Source organism: Nocardia sp. NPDC004568, assembly GCF_040609955.1.
Classification (GTDB): Bacteria; Actinomycetota; Actinomycetes; order Mycobacteriales; family Mycobacteriaceae; genus Nocardia.
Genome location: NZ_JBEXLL010000054.1, coordinates 1 through 20,926, shown reverse-complemented (window position 1 = coordinate 20,926; position 20,926 = coordinate 1). Strand labels below are relative to the sequence as shown.

Here is a 20,926-nt window from a genome sequence, read left to right as displayed (position 1 = left end):
GGTGGATTCCGTGTTCAGAAGCACCGTATGACCCCTAGCGGCCACTTTCCGACCTCAATCGGCCGAAGCCCGGAAATTTCCGGAACAATCCCCGACCAGCCGTTATGACTCAGCGTCGGGTCGCGTCGGCCGGTGTCAGATCGATACCCGGCGGCGGGCGCAGCCGCCGCAGCGCCCCGTCCATCCCGGTCACGAACAGGGCCCACGACTCGCCGTCACGGGCGATCCGGACCGAGGTGGTGCCGTCGGGCACTGTCCGGACCGGGTCGGGCCGTTTGATCAGGCCCGTGACGATCGCGCAGCCGGCCCCCGTGGCCGGGTCCACCCGGTAGATCGCGCCGACTCCGTGATCGGCGACATACAGGTCGCCGGCGCGGGTGGCCTCCATATCGTCGGGAACGGTCAGCAGGTTCGGTGGCCCCGCGACCACCTGGGCATCGGCGGGCGAACGCAGGGGAACACGGAAGATCCGCATGGTCAGATTGTCCGTGTAGATCGACTCCCCGTCGGGAGCCAGGGCCAGGCCGTTGGTCAGCGGAAGCGGCGACCACGATTCGGTGAACTCGCCGGTCGACGGCCGGTACCGGGCGATTCCGGTGGGCGGCCGGGACAGTCCGATCGTGCTGATCAGCAGGTCCCCGTCGGGGAGCAGTAGCAGGCCGTTCGGTCCGTTGAGCCCGGTGCGGAGCACGGTCACCGCGCCGGTGTCGAGGTCGTAGCGTCGCAGCGTACCCGGCGGGTCGGTGACACCGTCGCCGGTCAGGAAGTACACCGAGCGACCGGCCACCCGGACGCCCGCCGGATGTTCCAGACCGGTGACCAGCTTCTCGAACGCTCCGTCGGCCGATACGTGGGCGAGGTAGCCGTCGACGATCCCGGTGACATAGAAACCACCGGCGCCGTCGGAATCCAGGTTCTCCAGATTGCCGACCCCCTCGACGATCGTGGTCGCCTGCCAGCCGTCGGCACACATGGCCGGGAAGCTCTGTGCCTGCGCGGGCGCCGCGCTCACACAGGCCGCCGCTGCCGTAGCGGCGATGACCATCGCCCATCGCGCCCGCGATCGTGTCCTGGATGCCATATCGGACAACCTAAGTGATCCGTCGCGGTACCGCGGGATGCGCGCGGCCCGCGGTCACGGTGTCGGCGGCCGCACCGGTTCCGGTTCATCCACCTGTGCGCAATACGTGGGGGACCTCGGCGATCCACGCCGGACGCCCCGCCGGCTGTCCGGCGGTGCTCGTAGGATGGGCCGCGTGGAAGCCCCCGAAGCCCCGACCGTGCCCGCTGTCGAGTCCGGTGCCGGTTCCGATGCGGCACAGCGGATTCTGAATCGGGTCTTCGGTTACGACAGTTTCCGGGGTGAACAGCGCGCGATCGTCGACCAGGTGATCAACGGCGGCGACGCACTGGTCCTCATGCCCACCGGGGGCGGTAAATCGCTGTGCTACCAGATTCCCGCGCTGGTCCGCGAGGGCGTGGGGGTGGTGGTCTCCCCGCTGATCGCGCTCATGCAGGACCAGGTGGACGCACTCAGCGCGCTCGGAGTCCGGGCCGGCTTCCTGAACTCCACCCAGTTCCCGGACGAGCGCCGCACCGTGGAAGCCCGGTTCGCGGCCGGCGAACTCGATCTGCTGTATCTCGCCCCGGAGCGGTTGCGGATGGAATCCACCGCCCAGCTGCTCGACCGGGGCCGGATCGCGCTGTTCGCGATCGACGAGGCGCACTGCGTCTCGCAGTGGGGTCACGACTTCCGCCCCGACTATCTGGCGCTGTCGGTGCTGCACGAACGCTGGCCCGACGTGCCCCGGATCGCGCTCACCGCGACGGCTACCGAGAAGACCCGCGACGAGATCATCACCCGGCTCGACCTCGGGGGTGCCCGGCGTTTCGTGGCCAGTTTCGATCGGCCCAATATCCAGTACCGCATCGAACCGAAGAACCGGCCCGATCGGCAGCTGCTCGAGTTCCTACGCGCCGAGCATCCCGGCGACGCCGGCATCGTCTACTGCCTGTCCCGCAACTCCGTCGAGAAGACCTCCGCGTTCCTCACCGAGAACGGTATCCGGGCGGTCCCGTACCACGCGGGCCTGGACAATCGCACCCGAGCCGAGAACCAGGCGCGCTTCCTGCGGGAGGAAGGGCTGGTGGTCGTCGCGACCATCGCCTTCGGGATGGGTATCGACAAACCCGATGTGCGTTTCGTCGCACACCTCGATCTGCCCAAATCCGTCGAGGGCTACTACCAGGAGACCGGGCGGGCCGGGCGGGACGGGCTGCCGTCCACGGCGTGGATGGTCTACGGCCTGCAGGACGTGGTGCAGCAGCGCAAACTCATCGACACCTCCGAGGGCGATGCCGCGCACCGCCGTCAGCTCCAGCTGCATCTGGACGCGATGCTCGCCCTGTGCGAGACGGTCGACTGCCGCCGGGCCCAGCTGCTGGCCTACTTCGGTCAGTCGCCGCAGCCATGCGGGAACTGCGACACCTGCCTGAACCCACCCGAATCGTGGGACGGCACCGTCGCCGCGCAGAAACTGCTCTCCACGGTACTGCGCCTGAAACGGGAGCGCGGGCAGAGTTTCGGCGCGGGTCATCTCATCGACATCCTGCTCGGCAAGAAGAACCAGAAGGTCCAGCAGTACGACCACCACGAACTCAGCGTGTTCGGTGTGGGCACCGATCTGCGGGACACCCAATGGCGCGGGGTGGTCCGGCAGCTGCTGGCGCAGGGGTTGCTCGCGGTCCACGGCGACTACGGGGTACTCACCCTGACCGAGGCCAGCGAAGCTGTCCTCTTCGACGGCCGCACCGTCGCGCTGCGCCGGGAACCGGAACGGCCCACTCCCGCGCGGGCGGCGCGCAGCGCGAAATCCGGACGGGCCGCGCCCGTCGATCTCGACACCGCCGACGTCGCGCTGTTCGAGAAGCTGCGGCAGTGGCGGGCCGATACCGCCAAGGAGCAGGGTGTCCCCGCGTATGTGGTGTTCCACGACGCCACCCTCCGCGATATCGCCGCCCGTAAGCCCACCGATCTGCGAGAACTGGGCACGGTGAACGGTGTCGGGGAGAACAAGCTGGCACGTTACGGAGAGCAGGTCCTGGAGGTACTGGCGAACGGATGAGCCATGGACGGACGGAAGCGCCTGGGCCAGAACTGCTTTCATCCGATGATTCCTCCCGCCAGTGACGATAGAGGCATGAACGGAGGGCCTAGCCTGGCAGTATGTCCAACAAGCGCACTCCGTGGTCGCGGTCACGCCACCGCGCGGGCTTGTCCGCCGAACAGTTCGGCGGCGTGGATCCGAGGATCATCCGGCCCGCGACCGTCCGCCGGCCGGAGGATCGCCCGGAGGTTGCGGGGTCCCTCGAATCGGTTCGGCTACTCGGAACCGCCGCGTACGACGCGGGCCTCGGGGCCGATATGTGGTCCGAGGGAATCGTGTCGGACAGCGAGGGCGATTTCTCCGAGGGGGCGCCCGGCCGTGTGCAGGTCCCCGGGCCGAGCGGATCACCCCCGGTACCCGCGCGGCCGGAACCGGATACGGAAGAATATGGGTTCACGGATCTTCCCGCCGGGCCCCCGCCGCAGGGATATCAGCCCGCGGAACCCATTGTCGACGACGGCGGGCGGCGGTGGGTGGCGCCCGATCCGCCGGTGGTGCGCCCGGCCCGCACCCCGGTCACTCCGGTGGCGAGCGCGCAGGGCGCCGCATACGCGGGCCCGCCTCCCGAGCCCGCGAATCCGGCGTGGACCGTACCGGAGACCGAAGCGCTGGAATTGCTTCCCGGCGGTGGTCATGCGCTGCTGGGCCTGTGTCTCGGGCTGGCTGTGCTGCTCGTGATCGGGTACTTCTACACCGGCCGGGTGACCGATTCCAACCAGGCCGCCGCCCCGACCGCGGCCATCGCCGCGTCGACCATGGCGCCCCGCGAGAGCGAACCGCCGGCCGCCGAATCCCCCGATATCGGAGTCGGTTTCGTATGGGGGAAGGTGCTGACCAACGACGGCACCACTCTCACTGTGAAGAGCGAGATCAACCATGCCGAGATCGTGGTGCACACCGACGACCACACCAAGATCTACGTGTTGATCGCCACCACCATCGCGGCGATCGCCGAGGGTGCCCCGATCATCGTCTACGGCCGTAAGCACGCCGACGGCTCGGTTTTCGCCGACACCATCACCGGCGTCTCACTGCGGGCGCTGGGAACGCATTAGCCGGTGCGCGGGCGGCCGGAACCACGGCGCCTCCGAATCCTCCGGCCGATCACCCGGGGCCAGCGGTCACATATCGACCGCAATTCGAGAACAATCGACGGTATGGCCGATACGAGCATGCGGACGTTGCGCCTGCTGTCACTCTTGCAGACCCACAAATACTGGCCCGGTACCGAGCTGGCACAGCGGCTGGAGGTCTCGCCGCGGACGCTGCGGCGCGATATCGACCGGTTGCGCGGCCTGGGATACCCGGTGGAAGCGCAACGCGGTGTCGACGGTGGCTATCAGCTCGCCGCCGGGGCGGCCCTGCCGCCGCTGATGGTCGACGACGACGAGGCCGTGGCGCTGGTGGTCGGACTCCAATTCGCGATGCAGGGCATGGTGGAGGACGTCGCGGAGTCCTCGGTCCGCGCCCTGGCGAAAGTGGTGCAGGTGATGCCGCCCCGGCTGCGCAAGCGGGTCGAGGCGATCCGGGCCATGACCGTGCCCGCGGACTGGGGCGGCGGCCGCTCGGCGGCCGCCCCCGATCCGGCGGCCCTCGCCGCGGTGGCCCTGACCTGCCGCGACAGCGAGCGGTTGCGTTTCACCTACACCGCCGCCGACGGCCGGCAAAGCGTTCGGCACGTCGAACCGCACCGCCTGGTCGCCCTGGGCCGGCGCTGGTATCTGGTGGCGTTCGACCTGACCCGCCACGATTGGCGCAGCTTCCGGGTCGATCGCCTCACCGATCCCGCGGGTGACGGCTCACGTTTCCGTTCCCGGGAACTGCCCACCGCGGACGCCGCGGAATTCGTCCGTTCCGGCGTGGACAATATGCCGCATCTGCAGCGGATAGTGGCGCTGGTCGACGCCCCGGCGGAGTCGGTCCGGCAGCGTCTCGGGCGCTGGGGCAGCGTAGAGGAGGTCGACGCGGGCCGCTGCCGGGTCTCGATGACCACCGACTCGCTGGACTGGCCCACTCTGTCGCTGGGATCACTCGACGCCGAATTCCAGGTTCTCGAACCCCCGGAACTGATCGAGCACATCCGGGTCTGGGGAGAACGCTTCCGGCGCGCCGCCCCCGGTCCCGCCGTACCGCCGGCCGCGTCGTGAGCGGTCCGGCGCGGATCAGTCGGTGCCGGTGGGCCCGACCGCGCGCAATCGACGGGAGGGCTGTCTGCGGGCCTTCGGCTCGGTGACCCCCGCGGCGACCTCGCCGTCACGGAGCGCGTCCACGAATTCCGTGGTGGCGGTGGCCAATAACGCCGGATGGGAGAAGGGCATCCAGTGGCCGGCGGGAACGTCGCGGCGCCACAACCGCGAGACCCATCGGCTCGTATCGTCGTAACCGGCCGGTCGCACCGCGATATCGCGACCGGCGACGATGAGCTGGACCGGTACATCGGTGGTTCGTTCGCGCGGGTTCAGCAGGTGCGGGAGGATATTCGCGCGATAGATGAGCAGGCCGTCGACCATATCCCGCTTCAACGTCGGGCCGAAGAAGATCGTCGAGGCGGCGGTGTCGTTCATCAGCTGGATGACCCGGCGCCAGCGCTGCTCGGTGGCGAGCAGGCCGAACGCCAGCCGCGGCAGGCCGGGGGTCATGAAGAATCCGGTGTAGGCCGAGGACAGCAGCTGGGTGAACGGCTGCCAGATATTGCGCGGGCCGGGCCGGCCGAGCCGGTCGCGCACCCATTTACCCAGGTGGTCGAGGTTGGGGCCGGAGACCGAGGTGAACGAGGCGATGCGCCCGACCGCCCGCGGTTCGCAGACCGCCTCCCAGACCTGGACCGAACCCCAGTCGTGCGCGAGCACGTGGACCGGCCGCTCGGGGCTGACCGCGTCGGCGACCGCGAAGAAATCCGCGGCCAGTTCCGCGAGCCGGAAATCGGCGACCCGGCCGGTGCGGGTCGAGGCCCCGTGGCCGCGGGTATCGTAGGCGACCACATGGAAACGCCCGGCCAGCAGCGGGATCACGCTGTGCCACAGGTGGTTCGAATCGGGCCAGCCGTGGACCAGCACCACGGTGTCTGCGGCGGGGTCGCCGTATTCGTAGACCGCGAGGTCGAAGGCGCCGTTGCGCACCGTGCGCCGGGTCGCGACGGGTTCGTTGCCGGTTTCGGTCACGCTTGCTCCTCGGTTCTCGGGATTGCTAGAGGTCTAGTAACAGACGGTCACCCGCACCGCGCGATACGCACGCGAGCAGGTCACCGGCGGCACGCTCGGCGGGGGACAGGACGGAATCGCGGTGGTCGGGGGCACCGGAGAGGACCCGTACCCGGCAGGTGCGGCAGAAACCCTGGCGGCACGAGTACGGCTGGTCGGGACGGTGCGCCAGCAGTACGTCCAGAGCGGAGCGGTCGGCCGGGACAGCGAGCACCTCACCGCTGCGGGCCAATTCGATCTCGAACGGCGCACCGTCCACGATCGGCGGTGCCGAGAACCGCTCGGAATGCAGTTCCACACCGGGTATCCCGCGCAGGGCGGCGGCGACGGCGCCGACCATCGGTGCCGGACCGCAGCAGTACACCGCGGTGCCCCGGCGTACCCCGTCCACCAGTTCGGCGCCCGTGGGCAGCCCGGACCGGTCGTCGGTGCGCACGGTGACCCGGCCGCCGAAGCGTTCGACCTCGTCGAGGAAGGGCAGGGTCTCGCGGGCGCGTCCGGTGTACACCATGGTCCAGTCGATGCCGAGCGAATCCGCCAGCCGCATCATCGGCAGAATCGGGGTGATACCGATACCCCCGGCCACGAAACGCAGCCGGCCGGCCGGAGATCCGTGACCGGGTACCGCGAACGGAAACGCGTTACGCGGGCCCCGCACCACCAGCGCGGCCCCGGCCGCTATCGCCCGGTGCACCTCCTCGGAGCCGCCGCCGGGGATGCGCCGGACCGCGATCCGGTAGGTCCGGGTATCGGCCGGGTCCCCGCACAGCGAGTACTGGCGCAGCCGGCCGGAGGGCAGTTCCACGTCCAGATGTGCGCCGGGCCGCCACCTGGGCAGATCCCGGCCGTCGGCGGCGGCCAGCCGCAGACTCACCACATCGTTGTCGTGCGCGCGGATCTGCCGCTCGACGACGCGGACCCTGATCCGCCCGTCGTCGGCTCGCGGCGTCAGCTCGCGCCGATTGGTGAGAGCGGTCCAGCGCATGCGTGCGTCCACCACGGCGTCGAGCAGGCGCAGGGTCCGGTCGCGACGCGGCCTGCCGTACAGATCGGCCGGCAGCGGAAGCGCTGTCGCCGGATGCGGGTCGGCGAGGGTCACGAGGCCGCCCGGGCGGCCGGGGATTGCGCCAGATAGGCGATCGCCTGCGCAGTGGAGCCGACCGATTCCGGGCTGTATCCCGGCCGGAACGTCGACAGGGCACTGATCAGCAGCGCGGGGATGCCGGGCAGAGCATCGCGCCGCATCGCGCCGAAGATACCCAGCAGCAGCCGCGGATAGCCCAGGTCGGGCAGGGACGGGTCCCGCCGCACCAGATATTTCGTGCCGCGCACCAGCAGCACCAGGAACGACGGGAAGACCAGCAGCATCAGTGCGCCGCGCCGGAAATAGCCCACGCCGAAATATTCGGCGACGTCGTGGGCCACATTGCGGTGTTCCACCTCTTCGGCACCGTGCCAGCGGTACAGATCGAGCATGCGCGGGTCGGCGTCGAATCGTTCCAGATCGCTGTTGAGCACCCAGTCGCCGAGGAACGCGAAGAAGTGTTCCAGTGACGCGATGACCCCGAGCCGGTCGACCAGTTGCTGGCGCCCGGCCCGTGTGCGGGTGCTCTGCCGGGGGCCGACGGTCTTACGGAAGAGGTACTCCGCCTGCTGCAGGAACGGCCGCGGATCGATACCGTTGGCGGTGAGCAGCATGTCGTGGGAGCCCGCGTGGGTTTCGGCGTGCATCGACTCCTGGCCGATGAAGCCGAGCATGTCCTCGCGCAGTTTCTCGTCCCGCACGAACGGCAGGGCTTCGCCGAAAGTGGTCAGGAAGCTGCGTTCGCCCTCGGGCAGCAGGAGGTTGAGCGAGTTCATCACATGGGAGGCGATGGGTTCGGCGGCCATCCAGTGCAGCGGGATCTCGGCCCAGTCGAAGCGCACATCCCGCGCGTGCAACGCGACGTCTCCCGGGTCGGTCGCCCGGGTGGGGGCGTCTCTGCCGAACAGCCTCATCGATCCTCCTCGATCGTCACCGGTATCAGCGGCGACGCGTCGCGACGGATTCACCGGCACTTGCGATGATACACATTAGTGCAACGATGAGTTACAGAAAAGATGGGTAACGGGAATACCTTCGCGCCGAGGGTCAGTCCGACGGCTTCCAGTCGGCGACCAGGTTCAGCAGGCCCGGGAATCGCGCCTCGAGATCCTCGACGCGCACCACATTGCGACGTTCCAGTCCGTGCTGCCACTGCCGGATGAGCCCCGCCTCCCGCAGTACCCGCCAGTGGTGCGTGCGCGTCGATTTCGGCCGATCGATCTCGAGCCAGCCGCAGGCCTGCGGTACGCCGCCCGAGTCGAGGTAGTACGCGCGCACAATGCCGAGTCGGAGCGGGTCGCTCAGTGCGGCCAGCACGGTCTCCAGCCGTAGTTCCGCGCGCGTGGGCTCGGGAAGCAGCTCGCCGGGTGTCTCGGTGCGGCCCGATGGGGTGGTGGTATCCGGCACGGTGCTCCTCTGCTCGGCATCAAGTACGACAATTATCGTACTGGATGCTACAGTTCGACTCTGTTCGTACTTGTTCGAGAAAACTCGTACATGAGTCAGGAGCGCACCATGGCCGTCACCGCCGTCCTCGATGCCCGCGCGCCGGAGGAGCGCCGCGTGCGTCTGCGTATCTGGTCGGCCGCCTGGCCGATCGCCGCGGTCTTCGTCCTCGCCAATGCGGCGACCCCGCTGTATGTGCTCTGGCAGGATGAATTCGGTTTCGGCAAAAGCACTCTCACCGCGGTGTTCTGCTGCTACATGGCCGCGATGGCCGTCGCCCTCATGGTCGCCGGAGTCGCCTCGGACCGGCTGGGCCGAAAGGCGGTGCTGGTGCCCGCCCTCGTGCTGGCGATCACCGCCGGGTTGATCTTCGCCGCCGCGCCGAGCATCTCGGCCCTGTTCGTGGCACGCACGCTGACCGGTATCGCCAGCGGCGCCATGGTTTCCGCGGGTGTGGCCGCGGTGACCGATATCGCGGGCCCGGCCCGCACCCGATCCGCGGCGCTGGCCGGCGCTGTCGGAATCGCGGTGGGTACCGGGCTGGGCCCGCTGCTGGGCGGGATCCTCTCCGAGACCCTGCCGGGCCCGACGGTCACCGTCTTCCTGCTCGAAACCCTGTTTCTGGTGGTGGCCCTGGCCATCGTCGCGCTGGTGCCGATTCCCCGCGCCGGCGCCGGGGACGGCGCGGCGTGGATCCGGCTGCCCCGGGTGCCGCGTCCGAACCGGCGGCAGCTGCTCGTCGCCGTCACCGTGGCGGGATCCGCGCTGTCCACGACGGCGTTCATGCTCTCGCTGGCACCGTCGCTGCTGTCGGAGCTGCTCGGCACGACCAACCGGATCGTCGCCGGGGCACTGGCCTGCCTGTCCTTCGCCGTCGCCACCGGCAGTCAGTTCGCGCTGCGCGGCCTCCCGGTGCGCCGGCTGCTGCTGATCTCGGTGACCGGCACGATCGTCTGCGTCGCCGCGCTGGTCGTCGCGGTCGACACCTCCTCGGTGGCCGGGTTGACCGTCGCCGCGGCCCTGGCCGGGGCCGCCTACGGTCCGGGAATGCTCGGCGGATTGGCCCTGCTCAATGCCGATATCCAGCCCGGGCGGCTGGCCGAGGCCAACGCGGCACTCAATATCGGCGCCTACGCCTTCGCCGGTCTGCTGATCCTGGCCCTGGGCTTCCTCAGCGACCGTCTCGGTTTCGCCGCGGGCGTGACCCTTTTCGCGCTGGTCGCCGCGACCGTCGCGCTGGCCGGAGGGGTGCTCGTGGTGGCCGGGCCGCGGGCCGTGCCCGAGTAGCCGCCGGATTCCGACCGCGGCGACGCGGCCGGGCGGGCGGTCCCGGAATCCACCGGAAAGACAAAGGCCCGCAGGTCTGTGACCTGCGGGCCTTTCGTGGAGCTGCCGGGAATCGAACCCGGGTCCTCCGCCGCTTCATCAAGGCTTCTCCGTGTGCAGTTCGCTGTGCCTCTACTCGGATCTCCCGGTCTCGCGAACAAGCCGGGATGACGATCCCAGTCGCTGTTGGATGTCCCGCACTACTCCGCGACCGAGTCGCGCGGTGAGCCCTCTAGCTGATGCCGGCACCGAAGCCGAGGGCGAACCTCGGGCCGACAGAGACGCTATCGCTTAGGCAGCGAGAGCGTACTCGCGCTGATTGGAATCGGCGCTTAATTGGTTGCAACGACGCTTACGGTGGTCTCTTGCCTGCACCGACACGCTTCCCCTGAATCTACGTACGCAGTCGAAACCGTTCAGCCCCGTACGTCCCGGCACCTTGCCGGGCTAGTCATGTTAACACCTGACCCACCGTGGTTCATTCCCGTTTTCCGGCCGCGCCCCGGCTGCTCAGCGCATGCCCTTGATTCGGCGGCCGATCTCCCGGGTGACCTCGCGTTCGGCGGTCCTGCGGGCCAGATCCTGCCGTTTGTCGTAATCCTGCTTGCCCTTGGCGAGGGCGAGCTCCACCTTCACCTTGCCGTCGGAGAAGTACATCGACAGTGGGACGAGGGTCTGGTTGCCCTCGCGCGATTTGCCCACCAGGCGTTCGATCTCCCGCTTGTGCAGCAGCAGTTTCCGGACCCGGCGCGGTGCGTGGTTGGTCCAGGTGCCGTGGCTGAACTCGGGAATGTGCAGGCCTCGCAGCCATACTTCGCCGTTGTCCACGGTCGCGAAGGCGTCCACCAATGAGGCCTTGCCCTCACGCAGACTCTTGACCTCGGTACCGACCAACGCGATCCCGGCCTCGTAGGTGTCCAGGATCGTGTAGTTGTGCCGTGCCCGGCGGTTGGTCGCGATGACCTTGCGCCCCTTCTCCTTCATAACGACCACCTTAAGCGGCCGCGGCAACCGGATTATTCCCGGCCGCTGGTCAGCCGGGTTGCAGGATCAGGTACAGAACCAGCACGGCGACGAAGGCGATGACCAGCAGGACGGTGGAGAGTCGCGGCCTACCGGTGGGGTGCGGGCGGGCTCGGCGATCGAGCCAGCTGCTCTCGACCGCCGGGTCCGCGCTCCGGCCCCGCTGCGGCCCATCGGCGGCTTCGCCGGGGGAACCGCCGCCGTCTCCGCCGATGGTGTCGTCGGACCCGTCCCCGGATACCATGCTCGCAGACTAGCCGTGCGGGCAGATATTCGCGGGCGGGGCACGCGATTTCGGGGCAGTGAGCTTATCTCAGGATCCGCAGCGTGATGCCGAGGCCGACGAGAATACTGGCCGTGGCGATCAGGGCGGTGGGGAGGGATTGGGTGATGGCGGCGATGCTGGTGCTGAAGATGAGGCACGTGGCGAGGGCCAGCAGTGCGGTGCCCCATTCCATGCCGGCGATCCGGGTGGGTCGGTTACGCAGTGCTGTCATGTCTTCCGAGTACCCGGCGGCGTGGGTTACCAAACCGTGACTGCCGTAATCGCTCGGTATGTGGTATCCGACCCGCGGGTCCGCCGGACGGGGAATGCGGTGGCGAGCCATGGCAGAACCTCCGTTTCGGTGGCGGTGTGGATGGGTTAACAGTAACGGAGAAATCTCCTGCTGGATACCGCTCAGCAAATCAAGAGATGGCCGTCACAGCGTGGCCGGTGACAGCGTCGAAAAGTGCGATGAGCTCGTGATCTTCCGGTAAAAACCACTGATAAAAGACCCGAGGTCGGTTTACTGTCGATTATCGCAACCAGGGGGCTCTCTGGGGTCGGGAGGCCGAATCGGAATGCAGCAAACTGTTTGCTAATGATTAGCCAGGGATGCTTCGCCGACCGTCCCGTGCCGGGCGCGGCGACGGCTGCCTAAGCTCGGGACATGGATGAACCAACCCCTCGGGTGACGCTGTCCCGCGCGATGCGCGGCGGGCCGGAGGCGGAGCGGTGACCGAGTGGTACGCGCGCACCGGACGGATCGCGGCGTTGACCGGCGCCGGGATCTCCACCGACAGCGGTATCCCCGATTTCCGCGGGCCTCGCGGAGTCTGGACCGAAGACCCCATCGCCGAACTGCTGTCGACCTACGACCACTATCTGGCCGATCCGGCGCTGCGTGAGAAGTCCTGGCTCGCCCGCCGAGACAATCCCGCGTGGGCGGCGGAACCGAACGGCGCCCACCGCGCGCTGGTGGACCTCGAACGGGCCGGCCGGGCACTCACCATCGTCACCCAGAACATCGACAGACTGCATCAGCGCGCCGGTTCCGCCCCGCAGCGGGTGGTGGAGATCCACGGCAACATGTTCGACGTGGTCTGTGTGCAGTGCGACTACACCGCCACCATGGCCACCACGCTCGAGCGGGTGGCCGCCGGTGAGGCGGATCCGCCCTGCCCGATATGCGGCGGCATCCTCAAGGCCGATGTCATCATGTTCGGCCAGGCGCTCGATCACCGCACGCTGATCAAAGCGACGCTGGCCGCCGAGACGGCCGAGATCTTCCTGGCGGTCGGTACCTCGTTGCAGGTGGAGCCGGCGGCCTCGCTGTGCGGACGGGCGGTATCGGCCGGCGCCGATCTCGTCATCGTCAACGCCGAACCCACGCCCTACGATTCGCTCGCGAGCGAGGTCGTCCGCGAACCCATCGGCACCGCGCTACCGGCGCTGGTCGATCGCATCCTCGGTCGCTGAAACCGGCCCGAGGACCCGGTCCAGATAGGCGTTGGCGAACCGGCCGTCGGGATCGTAGCGGCGGCGCACCGCCGCGAAGCGGTCCCAGTCGGGGTAGCGGTCGCGCAGTGTCTCCGCTGTCTGGTAGTGGCGTTTGCCCCAGTGCGGACGGCCGTCGTAGCGGTCGAAGATCGCCTCGCAGGCGCGGAAGAACGGCTCGTGGTCCATGCCCTGGTACTGGTGGACAGCGATATAGCAGGTGGCGCGGCCGCCCGCGGGCGAGAGGAACGCGTCGTCCCCCGCCACCCAGCGCACCTCGATCGGCATCGGGCTGTCGAACCGCCGCGCGGTCTCTTTGATCTCCCGGATCGCCGTGACCGAGTGCTCACGGGGGATCGCGTATTCCATCTCGGTGAAGCGGAACAACCGGGGACTGGTGAACACCCGGTAGGACCGATCGACCTGGCGGCGGTAGCTGCCCGCGTAGGCGGCGCCGCGCTGGATCCACGGAATGAGCCCGGGCCGGCGGCGGGCGAGCCGGCACAGCGCGTCGAAGGCGTGGTTGGACAACAGGATATCGGCGAACCAGTCCACCGGTCCGGGTCGCGGCGCGGCGGGGAGATCGACGCGGTTGTTGCGTTTGGTCATGGCGATCGGGCTGTGCGCGAACATGTAGAACTCGAAATGGTCGTTAGCGTCGATATAGGCGTCCAGATCGGCCATTACTTCGTCGACCGGGACCGGGCGTTCGACGCCTTCGAGGACGAAGGAGGGGACGAGTTCCAGGGTGAACGCGGTGACCACGCCCAGCGCGCCCAGTCCCACCCGGGCGGCGCGCCAGGCCTGTGGGTCGGACGCCTCGCTCAGTTCGACGATACGGCCGTCGGCCGTCATCAGTTCCACCGCGTGCAGGGCGGCGGAGATATTGGGTAGCCGGCCGCCGGTGCCGTGGGTTCCGGTGGCGGTGGCGCCGGCGATGGTCTGGACATCGATATCGCCCAGGTTGGGGAAGGCCAGGCCGTACTCGTCGAGCCGGGCGTTCAGTGCCGCCAGGGTCGTCCCCGCCTGCACCCGGGCCAGGCCGGTCGCCGGGTCCGCCTCGAGAACGCGGTTCATCCGGGACAGGTCGAGCAGCAGGCCGTCGGTGAGGCAGGTGTCGGTGAACGAGTGACCCGAACCCGCCACGCGGACCCGGTGCCCGGCCTCCGCCGCGCGGGCGAGTTCGGCGGACAGTTCCGCGTGATCGCGCGGCGCGCACAGGCGAGCCGGTGTGCACTGCTGATCACCGGCCCAGTTCACCCATAACTTGGTCACCCGTCCAACTCTAGGGGAAGAGTGCGGTCGATGGGGAGAAAGCGCGGAGAAATCGAAACGCGGGGTCAGCGCCGGCGGATCGGCAGCGGGCCCGGTCCGGCGGCCTTGGCCTGCTCGACCTCGGCCAGACTGAGCGCGTTCACCGTCAGCGGCTGCGGTGGCGAACTCCCGGCCCGGATACCGTTCAGGGCGATCTCCATATAACGCCGCCAGATATCGGAATCTACGGGCCGGGCGAACTCGGCCAGCGCATCGACCATATAGATCAGCGCGAAGAGATCGGTCGCCTCGATATCCGGCTGCACCACCCCGGCCGCCCGGGCGCGCTCCATCACCGCCGCGACCGCCGGGCCCAGCTCCTCGCCCGCGCAGCCGAAACGGGCCGGCCCGTCGACCGAATCGAGCACGACCTCGCTGAGGCCGCGATTGGTCGCCATCCGGCGGCAGGCGTACTCGAACAACCGCACCAGCCCCTCCCACGGGTCCCGGGCGGTGAGCGCCTCCTCGGTGGCCGCGGCGAATTCGCGGATGTGTCCGGCGAAGACCTCGGCCACAGTTCCCGCTTGTTGGCGAATCTCCGATAGACCGTCCCCACTCCGACTCCGGCGCGTCCGGCCACATCGTCGAGCGTGATGTCCAGGCCGCGGTCGGCGAACAACTCGCGTGCGGCCTCGACGATCCGCTGCTGGTTTCGCGCCGCATCGATCCGGAGCCGGCGCGTCCGGGGACCGGTGGTGGCGAGATTCACATCCGGAATGGTAGCAAGTTACGAATTAACCGAAATCGGTTTCGATCCGGGCGATTCGACTCCCGCGCAATCCGTGGGCACCGGTGTCCGGCGACCGGAAGGTCACGCGGATGCCGTCCGAACACGCCGCCACCGCACCCCGGTTCGCGGGGCGACCGCCGAAACGCGGGTACACCGCGGCATCGCCATCGATACATCCACGAGAACGCCGGTGCCGGCCCCGACCCCGGGATCGCGGAACGCATCGCGCGAACGCGCGCGGTGCGTTCCCGCCGCCGGGCCGGCCTGCCCGGAACCCGGCCCGGACATCCGGCGGCATGCGCGGGAGCGGTTGCGGGCCCGCCTATTCGGCCGTTCCTCGGCGGCCGGCTCCCTTTCCCTATAGGACGGTACGTGCTGGTCATCGGTATCGAGGCCCGCATCGGACCGACTGTGGGATTAGCGGTGCCGCACTGTCGGCAGGGTTCACCACCCTTTCCGGCCACCCCGGCCGGGTTCGTACACTGCTCGGACCGGGAGCCGCCGGTGTCGGGTCCGCGCCGAGTGGTGGCGTGCCGACCCTGCTGTCGTCGCGGCCCGGTGCGGCCACCGGTGCGGCGGCCGGAAGGCACGGCGTGGCAACGCAGTACGGCACGAGCGGAACGCAGTACGGTACGAGCGAGAGGGGTCGGGTCATGAGGGTGTCGGGAAGGTCCGGATCGCCGGTCGGGGTGGCGCGCCCGGGATGCGCGCGATGACCGGGGGGTCGGCGGTCGCCGGTGGGACAGCCGGTACTCCGGTTCGGTCCGCACCGGTTCGCACGGGTATCGCGAGCACCGATTCCCCTCTGCCCCAGGGGTCATCGACGGTTAACATTGTGTGCTCGGCGGTACCGGGTGCCCGCGACGAGGCGGAGGTGATGCGAACGGCGGCAGGTGCGGGTCTCGGATCCCGTGCTGCGCTCGCCGCTTCGGACCGCCCGGTCCACGAGAGGATCGGGCTCGCCACCGGTCACGCCCGCACACAGGGGCTCGGTAACACTGTGCGCGCCGGCGGGATCGGTCTCGGCGCGGTATCTCTCGCCACCGCGGCCGCGGGGCCGTTCCGGTGATCACGATGACCAGCCGCGTGCGGCCGACCACGAAGGGAGACCCGAGCATGGCCCACAATCGAGCCGGACGGCCCGCCCGCCCCGGCGATCTGGTGGATGTTCCGGGGCTGGTGACCGCGTACTACAGCCGGGTGCCCGACCCGGCCGAACCCACTCAGCGAGTGATCTTCGGTACCTCCGGACACCGCGGTTCGAGTCTGGACGGCACCTTCAACGAGGCGCATATCCTGGCCATCACCCAGGCGGTGGTCGAATACCGGGCGACCCGGGGCATCACCGGACCGGTCTATCTCGCCCGCGACACCCACGCGCTATCCGAACCCGCGTGGACCACGGTCCTGGAAGTGCTGGCCGGCAATGACATCGGCGCCGTGGTCGATGCCCGCGGCCGCTACACGCCGACGCCGGCGCTCAGCCATGCGGTGGTGCGCCACAACCGGGACGGCGCCCGGGCCCAGGCCGACGGCATCGTGGTGACCCCGTCCCACAACCCGCCGCGCGACGGCGGTATCAAATACAACCCCCCGCACGGCGGCCCCGCCGATACCGGCGCCACCGACAGCATCGCCGAACGCGCCAACGAACTACTGCGCGGCGGCCTGGCCGGGGTGAAGCGTGCCCCGCTCATCCGGGCGATGGACTCGGTACAGCGCTACGACTACCTCGATCACTACATCGCCGACCTCCCGGCGGTACTGAACCTCGACGCCGTCCGGGGCGCGGGGATCCGGCTCGGCGCCGACCCCATGGGCGGCGCCAGTGTCGACTACTGGGAGGAGATCGGTCAGCGCTACGACCTCGACCTCGAAGTGGTGAACCCGAGCGTGGACCCCACCTGGCGGTTCATGACGCTCGACAGCGACGGTCAGATCCGGATGGACCCCTCGTCCCCGCACGCCATGGCCTCGCTGGTGGCGATTCGCGACGATTACGACATCTCCACCGGCAACGACGCCGACGCCGACCGGCACGGCATCGTCACCCCCGACGGCGGCCTGATGAACCCGAACCATTTCCTCGCGGTGGCCATCGAATACCTGGTGGCCAACCGGCGGGGCTGGGACGCGCTCACCAAGATCGGAAAGACCGCCGTCACCTCCTCGATGATCGACCGGGTGGTGAGCGTGCTGGGCCGTGATGTGTACGAGGTGCCGGTCGGGTTCAAATGGTTCGTTCCGGGGTTGTTCAGCGGAAGCCTCGCGTTCGGTGGTGAGGAGAGCGCGGGCGCGTCGTTCCTGCGAATGGACGGAACCGTGTGGACCACCGAGAAGGACGGCATCCTGCTTGCCCTGCTGGCCGCCGAGATCGCCGCGGTCACCGGGCAGAGTCCCTCGACCCGCTACCACGAACTGGAACGCCGCTACGGCAGTCCCGCCTACGCCCGGATCGATGCTCCGGCCGACCCCGCCCAGAAGAAACTGCTCGCCGGTCTCAGCCCCGACCAGGTGACCGGCGACGAAATCGCGGGCGAGCCCATCACCGAGGTCGCCACCCGGGCCCGCGGCAACGGCGCGGCGCTGGGCGGACTCAAGGTGAGCACCGAGAACGCCTGGTTCGCCGCGCGACCCTCGGGCACCGAGAACAAGTACAAGATCTACGCCGAGTCCTTCCACGGCGCCGAACACCTCACGCAAGTCCAGGAAGCGGCCCGGGAGATGGTCGGGCGGGTTCTGGCCGACGGGTAGCGGCCGGTCCCTCGAGAGGCCGGCGCGGGAGGGGTTCCCGGTGCCGAGGCGGAGGGGAGCGGGGGCGAGAGATCGGCGAACGGGCCGACGCCCGCGCTCGGGACCCGCGCCGACCGGTGAGGGGCCGGCCCCGAAGCTGGACTGGTCGGGGCCGGTTGCGGGTGTTGGATGGGTCGGGGCCGGTTGCCGGAGTTGGTCGGGTCCGGTCGACGGGGCGGGTCCGAGAACGGGGGTGTGACCGGGCGGAGGGTGCGGGTTCGCCGAATCCGGGCCGTCGAGGAATGGTCTCCCGCAACCGCGGGGCCGGCCGAGGGGGGCCCGAGGGCCGGGACCGGCCACCACGCCCCGCGGTGCGCCCGGTTCGCGCCGATCCGGTCTCCTGATCCCCGCTCCGGCGCGGGGAATTGTGGCGTCCTCCCCGGTGTTGACTGCCGGGGTGAGTGGTGAGGCCCTGGCAGATGATCGACCCGACTCCGGGAACGCGTACGGAACGGGTGGACAGGCCGCGGTGCGAACCTCGCGACTCCGGCGTCTGCTCCCGGCCCGCCGCCGCGCGAACACCTCGGGCAAACCGCCGCTACCCAGCGAGATATGGGTCCTGATCGGCGCCGCCTTCTGTATCGCGATGGGGTTCGGCCTGGTATCGCCGGTGCTGCCGCAGTTCGCGCTCAGCTTCGGTGTGGGGGTCGCGGCCGCCTCCGCCATCGTGAGCGCCTTCGCCGCCATGCGGTTGCTGTTCGCGCCGGTCAGCGGCCGGCTCGTGCAGCTGCTGGGGGAGCGGCGGATCTACCTGGTCGGCCTGCTCATCGTGGCGCTCTCCACCGGCGCGAGCGCCTTCGCTCAGACCTACTGGCAGCTGATGGTGCTGCGCTCGCTGGGCGGGGTCGGCTCGACCATGTTCACTGTCTCGTCGATGGCCCTGGTGATCCGGCTGTCCCCGCCTACCGAACGGGGTCGGGTCACCGGACTGTGGTCCACCTGTTTCCTCATCGGCGGCCTGTCCGGGCCGCTGATCGGCGGTGCGCTCGCCGGCTTCGGTCTGCGCGCCCCGTTCCTCATCTATGCCGTGGCGCTGCTGCTCGCCGTCGCGGTCGTCTACTTCAACCTGCGCGATTCCCACCTCGCCGAATCCGGTACCGGGCGTCAGGCGGTCACCGTCAGTTTCCGGCAGGGGCTCGCGCGCCCCGAATACCGGGCGGCCCTGTTCTCCAACTTCGCCAGCGGTGCCGCGGTGTTCGGTGTCCGGATGGCGCTCGTCCCGCTGCTCGTGGTCGAGGTCCTGGGCCAGACGCCCGGGATGGCCGGTGTCGCGCTCACTGTGTTCGCGGCCGGTAACGCGACCGTGCTGTTCTTCTCCGGACGGCTGTCCGACCGCTACGGCCGCCGCCCGCTGTTGATCTCCGGCGCGCTGGTGTGCGCGGTCGGTACCACCGGCCTGGGCCTGGCCCCGGATCTGACCTGGCTGCTGGTCACCTCGTTCGCCGCCGGGATCGGATCGGGCTTGCTCACCCCCGCTCAGCAGGCCGCCGTCGGCGATATCATCGGCAATCGCGCGCGCGGCGGCACCATGCTCGCCGGTTTCCAGATGTCGCAGGACCTGGGGACGGTCCTGGGCCCGATCGTGGTCGGTGCCATCGCGCAGCGGCTGTCCTACGGCGCCGGCCTGGCCGTCACCGGTTCGCTGCTCGCCGTCGCCGCGCTGGTCTGGCTGATCGTGCCCGAGCCGATGGATCGCGCTCCCGCTGCGCCGGAGCCCGGCAACGCCTCCGCGCCCTCCGGCATCTCTGTGTCGAAGACCTCGGCCGACGGTCCCACCACAGGCCCGGCCGGCCGCGCAACCGCGGTGAGCAGCCCGGAAACCGCAGGCCCAGCGGCCCCTCAACCGCGGTGAGCGGCCCGTAGAACCGCATCTGACCGCGGCGCGAGTGGTTCGTGCGTGACCGGTTCGCCCGGATACGGCAGAGTGGTCGGGTGAGCAACTCGCCGTCCGATTACACCCCCCGGCCGATGTCCAACCGGACCACCTACGCCCTCGGTGCGCTGGCCTTGGTCCTCATCGCGCTGATCGTCGTATTCGCCTACCGCTGGGGCGGCGATCAGGAGGCCGAGGTGCGCAACGAGGGATACGGCACGGTCCGCACCGAAGCCGTCACCGCCGCCCTGCAGAGCGACGGCGGCGTCCGGCTCGGCCGCCCCGAGGCGCCCAAGACGATCGAGATCTACGAAGACCCCATGTGCCCGTCCTGCGGCACCCTGGAAACCCTCTACGGCCAGGAAATCGCACAGAAGCTGGACGAGGGAAAACTCGCCGTCCACTACCGCTTCGTCAACTTCCTCGACCCCAAATCGTCCAGCGGCGACTACTCCACCCGCGCCATCGCCGCCCTCCAGTGCGTCGCCGATACCAGTTCCGGCGTCACCTACTCCAAATTCCACGACACTCTGTTCACCACCCGCCAGCCGGACGAAGGCTCCGAACTCACCGACGACGAACTGCTCACCATCGCGACCGAATCCGGCGCCACCGGCCCCGCCCGCGACTGCCTCACCGGCGGCGCCCGCCGCGGCCAGGTGACCGACCAGGCCGTCGCCACCCTCGACACCCTGAGCGCGGCCCTCGACGGTGCCGCCGCCACCCCGAGTGTGTTCGACGGCACCACCAAGATCGATGTCAACGAGCCGGAATGGGTCCAGCAGCTGGCGCCGTGACCTCGACGTTCACCCGAAATCCAGGCGATTTGGCTACCGGCGTCCCCGTGGTGTAGCTTCGTTCAGGCAGCCGGGGAACCGGCGGCAGACATCCGGGGCTATGGCGCAGCTGGTAGCGCACCACACTGGCAGTGTGGGGGTCAGGGGTTCGAGTCCCCTTAGCTCCACCGGAAATGTGCTGGTTATGGCAATATTTGGGCAGTCGCCCGAACGCCATCAACAAGCACGATCAACACAGGCCGGAAACGGCATCACGCCAGCCGCAGTAGTCGGCAGTCGTAGGTAGTCGTCGGCAGTAGTTGATCGGCCCCGAGAAGAGGGTGACTGGGCCCCGATGGCGGATCCACCGATCATGCGAGTTGCGGTTGGTTGAACTCGGTCGGTGTCCATCGCTGCCGGAACGCTTCGGGAGTG

Annotated in this window: 18 protein-coding genes, 1 tRNA gene and 1 other RNA gene; 9 read left to right on the top strand and 11 right to left on the bottom strand. The window is 69.3% G+C overall.

Annotated features, from left to right (window positions below):
• Positions 1–109: 109 nt before the first annotated feature.
• Positions 110–1,081 carry an SMP-30/gluconolactonase/LRE family protein gene (locus tag ABZV91_RS22495; protein ID WP_355244934.1) on the bottom strand — a complete coding sequence of 324 codons (972 nt, stop codon included), beginning with the start codon at positions 1,079–1,081 and terminating at the stop codon, positions 110–112.
• Between the two features lie 175 nt (positions 1,082–1,256).
• Between ABZV91_RS22495 and recQ the strand changes: the two genes are divergently transcribed.
• The 3 genes from recQ to ABZV91_RS22480 all read left to right on the top strand — a co-directional run bounded on the left by recQ (position 1,257) and on the right by ABZV91_RS22480 (position 5,314).
• On the top strand, positions 1,257–3,125 hold the full coding sequence (gene recQ, locus ABZV91_RS22490) for a DNA helicase RecQ (RefSeq protein WP_355244931.1): 1,869 nt from the start codon (positions 1,257–1,259) through the stop codon (positions 3,123–3,125).
• 101 nt (positions 3,126–3,226) lie between these two features.
• Positions 3,227–4,222 (top strand): hypothetical protein, encoded by a 996-nt coding sequence (locus ABZV91_RS22485; RefSeq protein ID WP_355244929.1) that lies wholly within the window; start codon positions 3,227–3,229, stop codon positions 4,220–4,222.
• Positions 4,223–4,324: 102 nt separating this feature from the next.
• Positions 4,325–5,314, top strand: coding sequence for a YafY family protein (locus ABZV91_RS22480; RefSeq protein WP_355244926.1), 990 nt, complete (start codon positions 4,325–4,327; stop codon positions 5,312–5,314).
• Positions 5,315–5,329: 15 nt separating this feature from the next.
• On the opposite strand, the gene ABZV91_RS22475 is transcribed toward ABZV91_RS22480, so the two are convergent.
• From ABZV91_RS22475 to ABZV91_RS22460, 4 genes are all read right to left on the bottom strand, one after another.
• The gene (locus ABZV91_RS22475; RefSeq protein WP_355244924.1) at positions 5,330–6,328 is read right to left on the bottom strand and encodes an alpha/beta fold hydrolase; all 999 of its coding nucleotides are present in this window, start codon (positions 6,326–6,328) and stop codon (positions 5,330–5,332) included.
• 25 nt (positions 6,329–6,353) lie between these two features.
• Positions 6,354–7,352, bottom strand: a complete 999-nt coding sequence (locus ABZV91_RS22470) for a PDR/VanB family oxidoreductase (protein ID WP_355245012.1) — start codon at positions 7,350–7,352, stop codon at positions 6,354–6,356.
• 110 nt (positions 7,353–7,462) lie between these two features.
• The gene (locus ABZV91_RS22465; RefSeq protein WP_355244921.1) at positions 7,463–8,365 is read right to left on the bottom strand and encodes a metal-dependent hydrolase; all 903 of its coding nucleotides are present in this window, start codon (positions 8,363–8,365) and stop codon (positions 7,463–7,465) included.
• Positions 8,366–8,498: 133 nt separating this feature from the next.
• On the bottom strand, positions 8,499–8,858 hold the full coding sequence (locus ABZV91_RS22460; RefSeq protein ID WP_355244918.1) for a helix-turn-helix domain-containing protein: 360 nt from the start codon (positions 8,856–8,858) through the stop codon (positions 8,499–8,501).
• 108 nt (positions 8,859–8,966) lie between these two features.
• Here ABZV91_RS22460 and ABZV91_RS22455 point away from each other — a divergent pair, with 108 nt between their 5' ends.
• A complete protein-coding gene (locus ABZV91_RS22455) occupies positions 8,967–10,184 on the top strand; it encodes an MFS transporter (RefSeq protein WP_355244915.1) in 1,218 nt (405 codons plus the stop codon).
• A gap of 94 nt (positions 10,185–10,278) precedes the next feature.
• Here the strand turns inward: ABZV91_RS22455 and ssrA are convergent.
• The 4 genes from ssrA to ABZV91_RS22435 all read right to left on the bottom strand — a co-directional run bounded on the left by ssrA (position 10,279) and on the right by ABZV91_RS22435 (position 11,743).
• Positions 10,279–10,647: a transfer-messenger RNA gene (ssrA, locus tag ABZV91_RS22450) on the bottom strand.
• A gap of 86 nt (positions 10,648–10,733) precedes the next feature.
• Positions 10,734–11,207, bottom strand: a complete 474-nt coding sequence (gene smpB, locus ABZV91_RS22445) for an SsrA-binding protein SmpB (protein WP_280399546.1) — start codon at positions 11,205–11,207, stop codon at positions 10,734–10,736.
• A 49-nt stretch (positions 11,208–11,256) separates the two neighbouring features.
• A complete protein-coding gene (locus ABZV91_RS22440; RefSeq protein WP_355244911.1) occupies positions 11,257–11,490 on the bottom strand; it encodes a hypothetical protein in 234 nt (77 codons plus the stop codon).
• Between the two features lie 64 nt (positions 11,491–11,554).
• On the bottom strand, positions 11,555–11,743 hold the full coding sequence (locus tag ABZV91_RS22435) for a hypothetical protein (RefSeq protein WP_355244908.1): 189 nt from the start codon (positions 11,741–11,743) through the stop codon (positions 11,555–11,557).
• A 500-nt stretch (positions 11,744–12,243) separates the two neighbouring features.
• Here ABZV91_RS22435 and ABZV91_RS22430 point away from each other — a divergent pair, with 500 nt between their 5' ends.
• Positions 12,244–12,987: a Sir2 family NAD-dependent protein deacetylase gene (locus tag ABZV91_RS22430; protein WP_355244905.1), complete on the top strand. Its 744-nt coding sequence runs from the start codon at positions 12,244–12,246 to the stop codon at positions 12,985–12,987.
• On the opposite strand, the gene ABZV91_RS22425 is transcribed toward ABZV91_RS22430, so the two are convergent.
• Both ABZV91_RS22425 and ABZV91_RS22420 read right to left on the bottom strand, forming a co-directional pair.
• Complete coding sequence (locus ABZV91_RS22425; RefSeq protein WP_355244902.1) at positions 12,952–14,280, bottom strand: D-arabinono-1,4-lactone oxidase; 1,329 nt, start codon at positions 14,278–14,280, stop codon at positions 12,952–12,954. The genes ABZV91_RS22430 and ABZV91_RS22425 overlap by 36 nt on opposite strands.
• A gap of 65 nt (positions 14,281–14,345) precedes the next feature.
• Complete coding sequence (locus tag ABZV91_RS22420) at positions 14,346–14,834, bottom strand: TetR family transcriptional regulator (protein ID WP_355244899.1); 489 nt, start codon at positions 14,832–14,834, stop codon at positions 14,346–14,348.
• Between the two features lie 1,331 nt (positions 14,835–16,165).
• Here ABZV91_RS22420 and pgm point away from each other — a divergent pair.
• The 4 genes from pgm to ABZV91_RS22400 all read left to right on the top strand — a co-directional run bounded on the left by pgm (position 16,166) and on the right by ABZV91_RS22400 (position 20,679).
• Positions 16,166–17,803: a phosphoglucomutase (alpha-D-glucose-1,6-bisphosphate-dependent) gene (pgm, locus tag ABZV91_RS22415; protein ID WP_355244896.1), complete on the top strand. Its 1,638-nt coding sequence runs from the start codon at positions 16,166–16,168 to the stop codon at positions 17,801–17,803.
• A gap of 532 nt (positions 17,804–18,335) precedes the next feature.
• Positions 18,336–19,694, top strand: a complete 1,359-nt coding sequence (locus ABZV91_RS22410; RefSeq protein ID WP_355245009.1) for an MFS transporter — start codon at positions 18,336–18,338, stop codon at positions 19,692–19,694.
• Between the two features lie 80 nt (positions 19,695–19,774).
• Positions 19,775–20,512 (top strand): thioredoxin domain-containing protein, encoded by a 738-nt coding sequence (locus ABZV91_RS22405; protein ID WP_355244893.1) that lies wholly within the window; start codon positions 19,775–19,777, stop codon positions 20,510–20,512.
• Positions 20,513–20,606: 94 nt separating this feature from the next.
• Positions 20,607–20,679 (top strand) — tRNA-Ala (locus ABZV91_RS22400).
• Positions 20,680–20,926: the final 247 nt, after the last annotated feature.